This is a genomic window from Chryseobacterium carnipullorum (assembly GCF_003815695.1).
GTDB classification, from domain to species: Bacteria; Bacteroidota; Bacteroidia; order Flavobacteriales; family Weeksellaceae; genus Chryseobacterium; species Chryseobacterium carnipullorum.
The window spans coordinates 5,240,301-5,253,646 of record NZ_CP033920.1; the positions used below are offsets into that span (position 1 = coordinate 5,240,301).

General features: G+C 37.1%; 14 protein-coding genes. 6 read left to right on the forward strand and 8 right to left on the reverse strand.

Annotated features, from left to right (window positions below; translation table 11 throughout):
• Nucleotides 1-88: 88 nt before the first annotated feature.
• The 5 genes from EG346_RS23660 to EG346_RS23680 form a co-directional block, all read right to left on the reverse strand.
• Nucleotides 89-730: an alpha/beta hydrolase gene (locus tag EG346_RS23660; RefSeq protein ID WP_123882308.1), complete on the reverse strand. Its 642-nt coding sequence runs from the start codon at nt 728-730 to the stop codon at nt 89-91.
• Nucleotides 731-1,066: 336 nt separating this feature from the next.
• Entirely contained in the window at nt 1,067-1,696 is a 630-nt protein-coding gene (locus EG346_RS23665; RefSeq protein ID WP_073334019.1) for a YceI family protein, read from the reverse strand.
• 78 nt (nt 1,697-1,774) lie between these two features.
• Entirely contained in the window at nt 1,775-2,341 is a 567-nt protein-coding gene (locus EG346_RS23670; RefSeq protein ID WP_073334021.1) for a YceI family protein, read from the reverse strand.
• A gap of 145 nt (nt 2,342-2,486) precedes the next feature.
• Complete coding sequence (locus EG346_RS23675) at nt 2,487-3,536, reverse strand: glucokinase (RefSeq protein WP_073334022.1); 1,050 nt, start codon at nt 3,534-3,536, stop codon at nt 2,487-2,489.
• A gap of 115 nt (nt 3,537-3,651) precedes the next feature.
• Nucleotides 3,652-4,215, reverse strand: a complete 564-nt coding sequence (locus tag EG346_RS23680; RefSeq protein WP_076506073.1) for a hypothetical protein — start codon at nt 4,213-4,215, stop codon at nt 3,652-3,654.
• A 238-nt stretch (nt 4,216-4,453) separates the two neighbouring features.
• Between EG346_RS23680 and EG346_RS23685 the strand changes: the two genes are divergently transcribed.
• The gene (locus tag EG346_RS23685) at nt 4,454-5,833 is read left to right on the forward strand and encodes a DUF1800 domain-containing protein (RefSeq protein ID WP_123882311.1); all 1,380 of its coding nucleotides are present in this window, start codon (nt 4,454-4,456) and stop codon (nt 5,831-5,833) included.
• 107 nt (nt 5,834-5,940) lie between these two features.
• On the forward strand, nt 5,941-7,125 hold the full coding sequence (locus tag EG346_RS23690; protein WP_123882314.1) for a DUF1501 domain-containing protein: 1,185 nt from the start codon (nt 5,941-5,943) through the stop codon (nt 7,123-7,125).
• A gap of 147 nt (nt 7,126-7,272) precedes the next feature.
• On the opposite strand, the gene EG346_RS23695 is transcribed toward EG346_RS23690, so the two are convergent.
• On the reverse strand, nt 7,273-8,655 hold the full coding sequence (locus EG346_RS23695; RefSeq protein WP_123882317.1) for an RtcB family protein: 1,383 nt from the start codon (nt 8,653-8,655) through the stop codon (nt 7,273-7,275).
• Between the two features lie 140 nt (nt 8,656-8,795).
• Here EG346_RS23695 and EG346_RS23700 point away from each other — a divergent pair, with 140 nt between their 5' ends.
• The 3 genes from EG346_RS23700 (at nt 8,796) to EG346_RS24960 (ending at nt 10,725) form a co-directional block, all read left to right on the forward strand.
• On the forward strand, nt 8,796-9,128 hold the full coding sequence (locus EG346_RS23700; protein ID WP_123882320.1) for a HopJ type III effector protein: 333 nt from the start codon (nt 8,796-8,798) through the stop codon (nt 9,126-9,128).
• 146 nt (nt 9,129-9,274) lie between these two features.
• Nucleotides 9,275-10,294 (forward strand): helix-turn-helix transcriptional regulator, encoded by a 1,020-nt coding sequence (locus EG346_RS23705; protein ID WP_123882323.1) that lies wholly within the window; start codon nt 9,275-9,277, stop codon nt 10,292-10,294.
• 293 nt (nt 10,295-10,587) lie between these two features.
• Nucleotides 10,588-10,725, forward strand: a complete 138-nt coding sequence (locus EG346_RS24960; RefSeq protein WP_164466284.1) for a hypothetical protein — start codon at nt 10,588-10,590, stop codon at nt 10,723-10,725.
• Nucleotides 10,726-10,808: 83 nt separating this feature from the next.
• On the opposite strand, the gene cobC is transcribed toward EG346_RS24960, so the two are convergent.
• Both cobC and EG346_RS23715 read right to left on the reverse strand, forming a co-directional pair.
• A complete protein-coding gene (gene cobC / locus EG346_RS23710) occupies nt 10,809-11,363 on the reverse strand; it encodes an alpha-ribazole phosphatase (RefSeq protein ID WP_123882326.1) in 555 nt (184 codons plus the stop codon).
• Nucleotides 11,348-12,130, reverse strand: a complete 783-nt coding sequence (locus EG346_RS23715; RefSeq protein ID WP_123882329.1) for an adenosylcobinamide-GDP ribazoletransferase — start codon at nt 12,128-12,130, stop codon at nt 11,348-11,350. The genes cobC and EG346_RS23715 overlap by 16 nt, the downstream gene beginning before the upstream one ends.
• A 161-nt stretch (nt 12,131-12,291) precedes the next feature.
• Between EG346_RS23715 and EG346_RS23720 the strand changes: the two genes are divergently transcribed.
• Nucleotides 12,292-13,317 carry a hypothetical protein gene (locus EG346_RS23720; protein WP_123882332.1) on the forward strand — a complete coding sequence of 342 codons (1,026 nt, stop codon included), beginning with the start codon at nt 12,292-12,294 and terminating at the stop codon, nt 13,315-13,317.
• Nucleotides 13,318-13,346: the final 29 nt, after the last annotated feature.

A 13,346-nucleotide genomic window follows, 5' to 3' on the forward strand; every position in this document is an offset into this window, starting at 1 on the left:
TATCAAAATTAAATATAAATTTTATAAAAACACTTATTTTAAACCACTAACCCTTAAAAAAATACACTAAATCGTAAATTTTATCATTTCAAACAAAAACCTCCTTCAATATTTTGGATACTTCCTTGTATTTTGTGGCCGGAAAAAGATGCGTTCCCCCTTTGATGACATAATCCGGTTTTGAATATTTAATAGGAAATACAATATCTTTATCTCCTAAAATCTGGATAACCCCCGGAATTTCCTCAAATTTCCATTCTGAGACCTTTTCCACAGACCACTTCAGATAGTAGGGATCCCGAACCTGAAAGTATTGAAGAATTTTTGGATTCTTCGGATCAAACAATTTTCTCACTACAGAATAAACATTCGCCGCTTTGTCATTGAACATCCCTGTAGGAAGTATTCTCGGAATTTTTGTAATCTCCCCTGTCCTGATCAATTTAGATTTTTCTTTATCTGACCTGATGCTTCCCATGATAACCACTTTTTGGGCAGGTTTAAGTTTATTGATCTCCTGAACCATAATCCCACCAAAAGAATAACCCAGCAGGCAAAACGGCTCTGAATCATCTACTTTCTCCGCCATTCTTTCAACATAGGAATAAAAGGGCTCATTTTTGTGGGGAATAAGCCAGTCTATAAAAATTAATTCACAGTTCTCGGGAAATTCCAGTCTTTCCAATACTTTAAAGTCTGCTCCGAGGCCACTTACTACATAAATTTTCATAGGACTAATTTAGGAAAAACGAAGGAAAAGAAACAGATTAAATTTGACATGTACCGCATTTTTAATTTTTAAGAATACGGGACGTTTTAGAATATAAAGAGAGATTTTGCTTTAACTGTATGCTTTTGTAACGCAAAGTTTTTGCCTTAGTCTTTATAACAAGGAAAGCAAAGAACTGCCGCTGCACCAATAACTGAGTTATCGAATCATGTGATTGCTCAAGTTGTTTAACCTATTATCTATTTCTTCCAGCAGCCCGTTTTATCAATCCATTAAAGGCATAAAAAATGGGCAGTTTATAAAAACTGCCCATCGTATTTTGATAGTATATCTTACCTATTTCTTTTTCTTCACAGGAACCCTGTTATCATTATCCAGTTTTTCTGTAGAAACTTTGAATTGGAAATCCATTTCATCCTTGATGAAGTAATCTTTCAGCGAAGACTGGTAGAATACTTTAAAGTCTCTTCTGTTTAATGAGAATTTAGCAGATTCAATCACCACTGTAAACTGAGTTACATAAGCATTCGCCGGGAAGGTGATCGTTTTTCTTACTCCTTTGATGGTAATATCACCATATATCGTTGAATTGTACTCACTGTTTGCTAAAGGAATTATTTTAGTCAGGTGGAATTTCGCGATCGGAAATTTTTTAACTTCAAAGAAATTGGTGCTTTTCAATTCGTTGGTAAGCTTGATTTGATCTTCTTCGGAAATATCTCCCGCCATCATGCTTCTCATATCTATAATAAACTCTCCGTCTACCAGAACTGTTTTATCGAAATTGAATTTTCCGCTTTTCAGCTTTACCGTCCCTGAATGCGAAGAAGCCTCAGTTTTAACGACTTTATATCCCCACCACCTGATCTCTGATGAAGTCACTTTTGAAACCTTATCAAATTTCCTCTGTGCAGAAACAAATGATATGCTCGCGCACACCATAGCAAACAATAGTAATCTTTTCATTCTTTTTTATTTACAATTCAACAAAAATAAAAAAAAGTGTAGAACTTCTACACTTTTAACAATCTTTTTTTGATTAAATTATTTAGCAGTCACCTTTACAATCATTTCGATGTCATCTTTCACAAAAACATCTTGCATTGTAGATTTGTAAGCAACGTCGAATTTCTGTCTGTCGAAAGCGAATTTATCAGAAACCAGACTTACCACTCCTTTGCTGTAAGCAATCTTTGCAGGGAAAGTGATTGGGCTTGTTTTTCCTTTCACGGTAAGGTTTCCTGTTACTAAAGAGTTGTAAATCTTATCGCTGTTTTTCTTTACAGAAGTGATTTTGAAAGAAGCAGTAGGGAATTTTTCAACTTCGAAGAAGTCACCGTTCTTAAGGTGTCCGTTCAATTTCTGCTGATATTCTCCTGAAAGATCAGTTGCGTTGATAGAAGTCATATCCAATACAAAGCTTCCTCCTACAAGATTATTTCCTTTCATGATCATATCTCCGGACTTTACTTTTACCGTCCCGTCATGAGAGCTTGCCTCAGATTTAGCTACTTTGTATCCCCACCAGTGAACATCAGACGCTACTACTTTTTTTGACTGTCCGAATGCCAAACCACTGGCAACAACTGCTAATAAGAATATTTTTTTCATTTGAATAAAGTTATTTACTTGTTTAATGCTGCAAATGTAGCCAACTTATCCGATAGATTTCATTGATGTATATCAATAAAAGTAATTATTTTTATGAATAATATCATCCCATAAAAAAACTCCGAAAGTTTCGGAGTTTTGTATTTTAATTTTGATAATAAGCGGTGTACAATGCGGCGCCTTTCAATGCCGTATGGTTTTGTTTAACCAGATAGATCGGCGTGCTTTTCAACAGCTCTTCCATCTTGTCACTTATTTTAAACTTATCATAGAATTTTCCCTTGTCTATATATTCTCTGATGGTCTGTGGAATATCTCCGGAAATCAATAATCCTCCGGTCGCTTTAAGCTTCAGCACAAGGTTGTTCGCTTCTCTTGCCATAAATTCTATAAAGGTATCTAAGGCAATTTTACAGATGAGTACGTCTTCCTCTACAGCAGCTTTGTAAATCTCCTGAACGAAATTCCCTCCAGAAATACGTTCTGCCAGCCATTCCGGCTCAGGATGTCTTTTTACGTCTCTTAAGAATCTGTAGATATTGAAAAGACCTGTTTTAGACAGTACGTTCTCCCAGCTTACAATACCATAGATATTGTTCAGGAACTGATAAAATTCAACTTCAACATTCGTTCTCGGAGAGAATTCTGAATGCCCGCCTTCAGTGGCGAAAGGTCTCAGGTATTTCCCGTCGAAGAAATATCCGGCTTCCCCCAGTCCGTTTCCGGGAGCAAGGATGGCTACATTTCCTTTTTCAAGATGACCACTGGTATAGATGGGATCCAAATCATTATCTTCCAGAAGTCCCATTCCATAGGCAGAAGCTTCAAGGTCATTCAGCATATCCGCTTTCTCAAACCCGAAATCTCTGGTATATTCTTCAATATTTAAGTCCCAACCTAGCCTTGCAGGACTGCTTTTCCCATCAATTACTGGTCCGGGAACAGCTAATGAAAGACGTTTTACATTCTCCAGCTGATTATCCTGAATGAATTTTCTTAATATATCAGAAAATGACGCATAGTCTTTCGTACTATAGTCATTCTGAATTTTTATCTCAAGACCTCCGTTACCGGAAACAAAATAGCCTAAGATGGTTATATCTTCACGGAGACTTGCTCCAATGATTGTCACATGATCATTATTACTGTTCTCTACTCCTGGTAAATAAAGCGGAAATTTTGGATTCAAAATCATAACCTCAAATTTTATCAAATATAATAATAGTTTTCGTAAATCCTGTAGGGAAGCAAAAAACCTTTTCATTTTAATAAAAAGGTTTTGGCTAATAATTGTTTATATATAAATCTAACTACTTTCCTAATGGAATATTGTATCCGAAACCAAGTCCGATATTCCCCACATTATAGTCCTGTCCAGCGATATCGCCTTTATCTCCTACAAAAACTTTTTGGTATTGTACGAAGAAATTCCAGTCTCTGTTGTGGTATCCGATTTCCGGTTTGATGTAGAAACCTCCGTCTGGTCTGTCGGCAGAACTGTTGGAAGCTACTTTTTTATCCCCTACAAGGAAACCGTATCCTAAGTCTGTTCCAAAGTAGAAACCAGTCTGTTTAGGATAAATTCTGATTAAAGCTCCTACAGGAACTACCCCTACGTCATTGTTATCATAACCGTTGTTACTTTTTCCAAAATAATGAGTATATCCTGTTGCAATACCTAATCCAAATCCTGGAGTGATCAAATTCTGATATGATACATCCACCCCTGCAGCTGCAGAAAGATTATCTGAAGGAACTGCTAAACCAACATTTGCACCTACCTTGATCATATTGTTCATCTTTGAGCTTTGTGCACTTGCGATACCTGCTGTTAAGATTCCAGCCAGTAATATTGTTTGCTTTAACATTTTCATAACTCTAATTTTAAATTTTACTAATCCAATAAGATGTAAAAATCGTGCCAAGGGACGTTTAGCGTTGGATTTTAACACTAAACCCAAATATAAAACAATGATTATCAATATGTTAATTTATATTAAAATTAAATGATTGTTTAAGTTAAATCTTAAAATTCATACGATTGCGAATTCTTAACCGTTATCATTTTAACCTTTATCTCTCTTTATCATCAAAAAATTAAATTCTCTTAACATGGCCGACTCACTTTTACACAATAAACATCTTCTTTGGCGTGCCGGTTTCGGAGCCGGAATCAACCAGATCGGGGATCTGAAAAATATCAGCTTAAAAACGCTTGCTAATGAATTATTTAAAGAACAAAAATATACAGAAATCAACTATGACACGCCTGATACTGTAATTTCAGATGATATGATGGACAGCAGAACTCCGGCTGATAAGAAAAAGGAAATGCAGCGGATCATCAGGGAACAAAGCAATGAACTGAACCTGAATTTTCTGAATCAGATGGTGAACAGCAAGGATCAGCTGAGAGAGAAGATGGCCTTTTTCTGGCACGGACATTTTGCATCGAGGGTCAACAATTCAAAATTCAGTAAACAGCTTTTGAATACGATCAGAAAGAATGCGCTGGGTAATTTTAAAGAACTCCTTTTCGAAGTGAGCCAGTCACCTGCCATGCTGAATTTCCTCAATAATCAACAGAATAAAAAAGATCATCCGAATGAAAACTTTGCCCGCGAAGTCATGGAACTGTTTACGATGGGAAGGGGAAATTATACGGAAAAAGATATCAGAGAAGGAGCCAGAGCATTTACGGGCTGGGGATATGATAAAGAGGGTAATTTTAAAGAGCGAAAAAACCTTCACGATGACGGAACCAAAACATTTCTGGGAAAAACGGGAAACTTCACCGGAACCGATATTTTAAATATCATCCTTGAACAAAAAGCGACTGCTGCCTTTATTACGACTAAAATATATAAGTTTTTCGTGAATGAAAAGGTAGATGAGAATATTGTAAACCAATTGAGTGCGAATTTCCATCAATCAGGATATGACATCAGAAAACTCATGTCTGATATATTTTCGAGTTCCTGGTTTTATGATAAAAAAAATATTGGAAACAGAATAAAATCTCCGATAGAACTAATGGCTGGAATGATGCGGATGCTCCCAATGAACATTCAAAACCCGGAAAACCTCATCGTTTATCAGAAACTGCTTGGCCAGATGCTTCTCTATCCACCGAACGTTGCCGGATGGCCCAACGGAAAATCATGGATAGACAGTTCTACCCTGATGGTCAGACTTCAGATTCCGCAGATATGGTCCGGATTGCGCCCTTTGGAATACAGTCCGCGACAGGATGATGATATCGACATGGGCATGAAATCGCGTGAAACAGCCATGAACAAATCGTTTAAAAACCCCAATATTACGATTGACTGGGCCAGGCTGGAAAAGGTTTTTGCCGATAAAAACTGTGAAGAATACCTTATTCAGAATACCAAAACTCTCGACATGGATTCTGTAAAGAATTTTTCGGATAAGAGTATTAAAATGAATATTATCAACCTGATGTCTACGCCGGAATATCAGTTGTGTTAGATAGCAGATCAGTGAATAAAAAACATCCACCATTAAAAAAACGCAGTCAAGCCCTGCCACCTGTCACCTGCAAGCTGCCACCTTTAATTTAACCTAAAAACAAAATTATGCTAATCAAAAGAAGAGATTTCCTCAAAATAAGTTCATTAGCTACTGCATCGCTGATGATGCCCAATTTTCTGAGAGCCATGACATTGAATGAAGCTCTTGAGCCGAATCAGAAAATCCTTGTTGTGCTTCAGTTTACGGGTGGAAATGATGGTTTGAATACGATTATTCCGTCAAAAAATGACATTTACTTTAAAGAAAGAAACCATATTGCCATTAAAGATTCTTTACCATTGAATGACGAAACGGGAATCAATCCGGCGTTGTCTTATTTTAAGGAACTATACGACAATGGTGAACTTTCTGTAATGAATAATGTAGGGTATCCCAATCCGGATAAATCTCATTTCAGAAGTATGGACATCTGGCATTCTGCCAGTAAAAGTGACGAATTTCTGGAAACAGGATGGCTGGGACGTTTTCTGGATGAAGAATGCTACCGATGTGAACATCCCACCCAGGCACTGGAAGTAGATGATATGCTGAGTCTGGCACTGAAGGGAGAAAACAATAAGGCCTTTGCATTTAAAGATCCCAAAAGGCTTTATCAGACCAGTCAGGAGAAGTATTTCAAATCTTTATATGATCACCATCACGATGATGAAACGGTTTCTTATTTATACCAGACGCTGGGTTCCACGATCAATAATGCAGATTATATATTTGAAAAAAGTAAGTTAAAAAAAATAGATCAGACGTATCCCAATTCACAACTAGGAAAGGATTTTAAAACGGTGGCATCATTAATCAAGTCTGACATTAATACTCAGGTTTATTATCTTTCTGTGGGAAGTTTTGATACCCATGTGAACCAGAATGAAAGACAGACCAAGCTGTTCAGCGACATTAATGAAGCGGTAAAGTCATTTGTGGCTGACTTAAAAAGTAACGGTATTTTCAATAATGTACTATTGATGACTTTTTCAGAGTTCGGACGTCGGGTAGCTCAAAATGCCAGCAATGGAACTGATCACGGAACGGCCAATCAGATGTTTTTTATCAGCGGTGGTCTTAAAAAGAAAGGAATGCTCAACGCGCTTCCGGATCTGCAAAAACTAAATGAAGGGGATCTGATCTATACCGAAGATTTCAGAAAAGTGTATGCTACGATTCTCAAAAACTGGCTGAAGGCAGATTCTTCCAAAGTATTAGGCTGGAAAAACGGAATTTATGATTTTATCTGATAGAATTTAATAAAACTGCCACTCTGATCCTATGAATCAAAATGGCAGTAATTTAAGATGCATCTCTGCTAAATATGGGAATTTCTCCCGCAGATTTTACAGATGACGCAGATGTTTGCGTTGTATTTTGTCTTCTTTGATATTACTTTATGCTTTTCTATACTTCTTCTTTTTCTTCCACGGTGCATTTTTTCCGACATCCCCTGCCATGATACATCCGTAAGGCATCACCTCATCCAGAACTTCACAAAGTCCGTATTCTTCAATCTGTGCTCTTACATTTTTAGCACTTTTATAAGCGGTTGGCAGTTCGGAGATATCAATTTCATTGGAGAAGAAACGGATATCAAGTCCTTTGGTTTCTTCATCAAAGATCTCTTCAATTGTTTTATGGGCCAATGACTTTTTATGCTGCGTTCTGCTGAAATTTCTTCCGGCTCCGTGCGGCGCAAAACCAAGGTTTCTTTCATTTGTTTTTCCCTGAACAATCAAAACGGGCTCTGACATATTTAGTGGGATCAATCTCGGTCCTGTGATATCCGGCATAAATTTATCATCCAGCGGAGTGGCTCCTTTCGCATGATAAAACAGATCACCATCTTTGAAAACGAAGTTATGCTCATTCCAATATCTATCCTGCTTTTCAGTCCCCAGTTTATTTAAAACTGCATCATGAATATTGACATGATTTTCCTTCGTCCATGTTCTGATGAGCTGAAGGGCTTCCCAATAAGCCTGTCCTTCTTCCGTATCGAAAGGGATCCATGCATTTTCTCTCAAGGTTTCCGGAGATATATCCTGTCTGAAACGATTGGCCACTTTCATTCCCTTATCATACAGAGCAGCACCCGGAGCTCTTGATCCATGATGGGTAACCAACATCGTATTTCCTGTATTTTTGGACGTTCCTACGAACAGGAAATGGTTTCCGTCTCCCTGAGTTCCCATATGAGAACGGGCAATACTGATCAGTTTTTCATCACTTAAGAAGTAGTTTTCTCTGAAAGCATCCATCAGTTCCTGAGACATCGGCATCTGCTCTCCTCTCGGTCTTCCTCCATATCCGAAATGCGTCACTGAATGAGCTGCATCCAGCACTTCTTTAGGATCAGCATCTCCAAAATCCGTCAACATCACAGAACAACAGATATCTGCACTATGAAATCCAGGGTGAATGGCATTTTTAGCCACCACCACTCCACCTACGGGAATCAGTCCTTCGGGACCTGTAGGACAGGCATCCGGCATCAGAGCACCGGCCGTCAGCGTAGGTGTTTTCATTAATACTTTCATCGTGTTGATGACTTTTTCCACATTATCAGTTTCACTTTCATGCTCAGCTCTGATGTTGATGATAAAATCTTTTGCGGTTTCATGAAGGGGAATGATATCGGGCTGCTTAAACTGATCAAGATATTCTTTGATCTGAACTTCGTCCAGATTATTTTCGTTGATATGTGTAATGGCATCTTTAAACCATTTGGCTGGTCTGTACCCTAATTCAATCAGGTGATTTCCGTTAAATTCCATTTGTATTGTCATTTTGATAGTGCAAAGTAATACCACAAGTGCGCAATAATTCTGCGTAGATAAAATTATTTTAATTATTTTTGTCAAAAAGTGGAGAAAGCCATCGCTTATTACAATTCAATTCTTAAAATTAAAAAATTATGTTAGTAGAACAACTCAAAAACAATCCTGAAGCCATTCAGTTCAAAGAAGTTATTGCCTATATCGATGAACACTATGATTTTACCCCTACAGAATTTAAAAATGGTACTACGGTAAATGAAGCGGGTCAGAATAACGGTTCATGCAAAGTATTCAGTTTTGCAAAGCTTCAGGGACTTTCAAAAGAGCAGGTACTTCCCCTTTTCGGAGAATTTTACAGAGAAGATGTTCTGCAAAATCCTGAAGGAATGGATCATCAAAACATCAGAAACTTTATGGAATATGGGTGGGAAGGTGTTTCTTTTGAGGGAGAAGCATTGAAAGAGAAATAGTTTTAGATAAGTGAATGGTGAATTTGCTTCGCAAGGGAATCATAAATTATGAAAACGATTAAAAAATTGATGTGCGAAGCAAAATTCACCATTCACCATTCACTATTCACAATTGACATTTCACCCATCCAAAAAACCACACCACCATGTCATCCAATAAAAACGCACTGATCCGTTACAAAACATTAGACAAATGCCTTAAGAACAAATACCGGAAGTATACACTGGAAGATCTTATTGATGCGTGTTCTGATGCTCTTTTTGAATTTGAAGGAAAAGAATCTTATGTCAGCAGGAGAACTGTTCAGCTTGACCTGCAAAATATGCGAAGTGAAAAATTCGGGTATGAAGCGCCGATTGAGGTATATGAAAGGAAATACTACCGATACAGCGACTCTGAGTACAGTATCCACAATATTTCCGTGAATGAAAGCGATCTGAAAGCGATGAATAATGCTGTTCAGATCCTGAAGCAGTTCAAAGATTTCTCTATGTTTAAAGAGATGAACGGGGTAATTCAGAAACTGGAAGATTCCATCCATTCTACAGGCCAGAAATCTATTATTCATCTGGATAAAAATGAGCAGCTGAAAGGGCTTGAACATATCGACATTCTTTACGAAAGTATCTCCAGCAAAAAAGTTCTGAATATTCTCTACCGAAGTTTTACGGCCAAAGAATCCAGCAATTATGTGGTTCATCCTCAACTTCTGAAGGAATTCAATAACCGCTGGTTCCTGATCTGTCAGCATAAAGGCAAAATGTACAATTTAGCCCTGGACCGTATGGAAAGCATTAGCATAGAAGAAAATGTTGTGTATATTGATAAAGATCTGGATGGTGATGAGTATTTTAAAGATATTGTCGGAGTAACCGTTTCAGATACCATGGCTCCAAGAAATGTCATTTTCTTTGTAGACTCTCACAATGCCCCGTACGTGAAAACAAAACCCATCCATAAAAGTCAGGAAATCATCAGCGAAACAGAAAAAGGCACATTATTTAAGGTCTGTGTACAACTTAACTTTGAACTGGAAAGACTGCTGCTTGGATTTGGAGATTCCCTGATCGTTCACAAGCCAAGAAAACTGAGATTAAAACTGCAGGATAAGTTTAGGGCGGGATCTAAAAATTATGAGAATTTAAAAATTCCGGATGAGGATTAATTTAATTCTTCCTGAATTTTTAAACCGCAAAAGAGATATTTTTTTTAAACACTTGAGTTATTTTAAGTTAAAAACTTTGAGAATAGGAAGTTCACTTAAGATTTTTGAAAATCAAAGATTTTCATGATGAAAAAAGTTTGCCGGAGTGAAATTCCCCTTCCGTGGAGGGGTGGCGAAAATTCAAAGAATTTTTGACGGGGTGGTTCAAAGTAAACTTTAAAACACTTACCACCACTAATAATTTCAAAATGGCTCAGAAATTGTATTAATCTGCACATTAAAAAAATCATACTATGAAATCAAGAATATTTAAAGCATTGATTGCAATTATAGCGCCTATTGCGATAGAGTATATCGTAAAAAAGATATCTGAGAAATTAGATAAAAAAGAAGAAGATAAAGGAAATGGTCCAAAGCAGATTACTGCTTAAAACCTGAAAGTAGTTAGAATTTAATTTTATTGAAAAGAGGCCGTCACTTATGTGTACAGCCTCTTTTTTTATTTTTTATCGAATCATCCGTTCAGCTTCTTCACAGAAAAATTTCCTTCATTCACCTGAATAATCACTTTCTTTCCGTAGTCGATCTGTATCTTAAATAAATTCTCCAAAGGAAACTCTAAAATTGACTGTATAATCAGACGGATGACTCCGCCGTGGGTAACAAGTAAAGCTTTATCCATATTGTTCTCGGCAGTAAATTCATTCCAAAAGTTCATTACACGAGCCTTCATATCGAGAAGACTTTCTCCTCCGGCAGCTTTTACATTGACAAAATCGTAATACCAGGGATTGATTTCTTCTTCGGGAATATCAGTCCATTTTTTCATTTCCCAGCGGCCGAAATTCATTTCCCGAAGCCTTTCATCTGTCTTATAATTCAATTTAAAATGTTCTGCCAAAAGGGTACATCTGCCGGAAGGACTTGAAATTATGTGATCAAAGTTTTCATCAAGGTCCAAAGCTCTAAAATCTTCTGCAAAATTATTTCGTAAAGGAATATCTGAAAAACCATAGCACAGATTTTCAGGATTTTCTACAGCTGTATGTCGGATTAAATGAATTTCCATACGATCATTGTTCCTAAATAAAACAAAACTTCGCAAACCTGCTGTACAGAGCCCAGACAATCTCCGGTATATCCTCCGATCTGTTTTTTAAAATACCATCCCATATAGCTTTTTCCTAAGTAGGCCAGTGTAAAAGCGAAGATCAGACGCCAGTCCGGAATAAGAGCAAAAGCAACCAGAACACTTATAAATCCTGTTACTAATGCATTCCCTTTCAAAGGTTTATTGGCTAGAGGCTTAGATTTGCTGGTATCAATATCTGTTACATACTCATGAGTATAGATCATCGTTCCCGAAATAAACCGGCTTGACGTATGAGCCAGGACGATAATACCCAAAACTTTAAACAAATCTACGGTTCCCAGCGCCTGAATACTGTAAAACTTCAGTGCAAACAGAAGAACAATACCAATCGTTCCGTAGGCTCCTACTCTGCTGTCTTTCATAATGGTAAGGATCTTTTCTTTTCCATATCCCCCTCCGAAACTGTCACACATATCCGTGAAACCGTCTTCATGAAAAGCCCCGGTCAGCAAAACACTGCCAATCATCATCAGAACAATACCTGTTTCCAGATTAAAAAGCTGAACCGATAAATATAAAATCAACGCATTAATCAATCCCACCAGCAATCCTACCCAGGCGAAATATTTTTGAGATCTATTCATTATCTCACTTGAATACGGAACCTTAAAAGGAACCGGGATTCTCGTAAAAAACATCAATGCAGTGGCGAAATAGGTTATTTCGTTTTTTATGACTTTCATCTATCTTTATTAAAGGTCAGTAAAATTAACAATATTAAATCACTATTTGCCATTAAAAGATCAATAGGAAAATGGAAAACATGAGGGTTATCATCTGCAATAACTACTTTTTACTTTTGTAATATTTTACTTTTGCCAACTGATAACCTTAAAAAAAACAAATGAAAAAAGCTTTTTTTACCGGATTATGCCTTATATTCCTGGCAAGCTGTTCAGGTACTAATGACGATCTGCTCAATTCTAAAGAACAAGATCAGTTGCAAAGTCCTGACAAACTGAATAATAAGAATGAATTAGCGCGAGGGGGTTTCAGAGATCCTTCAACTCCCACTGAAGATACTCCTCCCAGCGGGATATGGTCTACCTCTATCTACATCACCAACACGATTTATGGTTTTTACAGTAATTACACCAAAAAATATCTGTACGGAAATTCTCCTTTAGCTTCCGAACTTCCTAAATCATACCCTGGCCTTGGTTTTTATGGTATGGATAGATTCTTAGGATCAGCTGACGGAAATGGTCCTGTCATTTCAAGTTGGTTCAATACAGTTAATAATGATTTGGTATTAACGACCGACCCTAATGAGTTGAACGGACAAAGTCACTGGCAGAAAAAAGATGTCGGAACAAGTTATAATGGTGATGAACCCGGAAGTTATCCAATTTACAGATATTCCAATTCCAGTAACAAGACTCACTTTTACACCCGGGATTATAATGAATTAGGAAATGGAAAAGATGGATTTGTCTATGAAGGAATTTCTTTCTACTTAAAAGAATCAGGACCTAAACCTTTCAGAGTTCGTGACGGAACTTTCTTCGAGGATAATAAAACAGGAGCGGTATATATTGTATTTGAAAGTACCTTAAGACGTATTGATTCCTGGTCCGTTGTTAATGGATTATTTGATTTTAAGCCTAACCCAAGAAACGGTAAGCCCAAAGATTGGCTGATATTGAAAGTTGATATTGAAAATTATACAGGTACCAGAGGAGCTGACATCAATTCATCCACTCAACTCGTACAAAATACTGACGGCAAAATGTATATGGTAGACGATGGATTATACAGATACATTCCTACCACTCAAATATTCAATACCTATAATTTTAATGAAGATGCTGTTCAGCATAAATATGTACGAATGATGTTCACAGGTAAAGATATTGCCAAAACCTATTAATAGAGTTAGTTAAATAATAGACAAAGGGG

What these genes read in the sequence shown, in the direction of transcription:
- EG346_RS23660 (WP_123882308.1), bottom strand. Translation starts at nt 730, where the DNA reads ATGAAAATTTATGTAGTAAGTGGCCTCGGAGCAGACTTTAAAGTATTG.
- EG346_RS23665 (WP_073334019.1), bottom strand. Translation starts at nt 1,696, where the DNA reads ATGAAAAGATTACTATTGTTTGCTATGGTGTGCGCGAGCATATCATTT.
- EG346_RS23670 (WP_073334021.1), bottom strand. Translation starts at nt 2,341, where the DNA reads ATGAAAAAAATATTCTTATTAGCAGTTGTTGCCAGTGGTTTGGCATTC.
- EG346_RS23675 (WP_073334022.1), bottom strand. Translation starts at nt 3,536, where the DNA reads ATGATTTTGAATCCAAAATTTCCGCTTTATTTACCAGGAGTAGAGAAC.
- EG346_RS23680 (WP_076506073.1), bottom strand. Translation starts at nt 4,215, where the DNA reads ATGAAAATGTTAAAGCAAACAATATTACTGGCTGGAATCTTAACAGCA.
- EG346_RS23685 (WP_123882311.1), top strand. Translation starts at nt 4,454, where the DNA reads ATGGCCGACTCACTTTTACACAATAAACATCTTCTTTGGCGTGCCGGT.
- EG346_RS23690 (WP_123882314.1), top strand. Translation starts at nt 5,941, where the DNA reads ATGCTAATCAAAAGAAGAGATTTCCTCAAAATAAGTTCATTAGCTACT.
- EG346_RS23695 (WP_123882317.1), bottom strand. Translation starts at nt 8,655, where the DNA reads ATGGAATTTAACGGAAATCACCTGATTGAATTAGGGTACAGACCAGCC.
- EG346_RS23700 (WP_123882320.1), top strand. Translation starts at nt 8,796, where the DNA reads ATGTTAGTAGAACAACTCAAAAACAATCCTGAAGCCATTCAGTTCAAA.
- EG346_RS23705 (WP_123882323.1), top strand. Translation starts at nt 9,275, where the DNA reads ATGTCATCCAATAAAAACGCACTGATCCGTTACAAAACATTAGACAAA.
- EG346_RS24960 (WP_164466284.1), top strand. Translation starts at nt 10,588, where the DNA reads ATGAAATCAAGAATATTTAAAGCATTGATTGCAATTATAGCGCCTATT.
- cobC (WP_123882326.1), bottom strand. Translation starts at nt 11,363, where the DNA reads ATGGAAATTCATTTAATCCGACATACAGCTGTAGAAAATCCTGAAAAT.
- EG346_RS23715 (WP_123882329.1), bottom strand. Translation starts at nt 12,130, where the DNA reads ATGAAAGTCATAAAAAACGAAATAACCTATTTCGCCACTGCATTGATG.
- EG346_RS23720 (WP_123882332.1), top strand. Translation starts at nt 12,292, where the DNA reads ATGAAAAAAGCTTTTTTTACCGGATTATGCCTTATATTCCTGGCAAGC.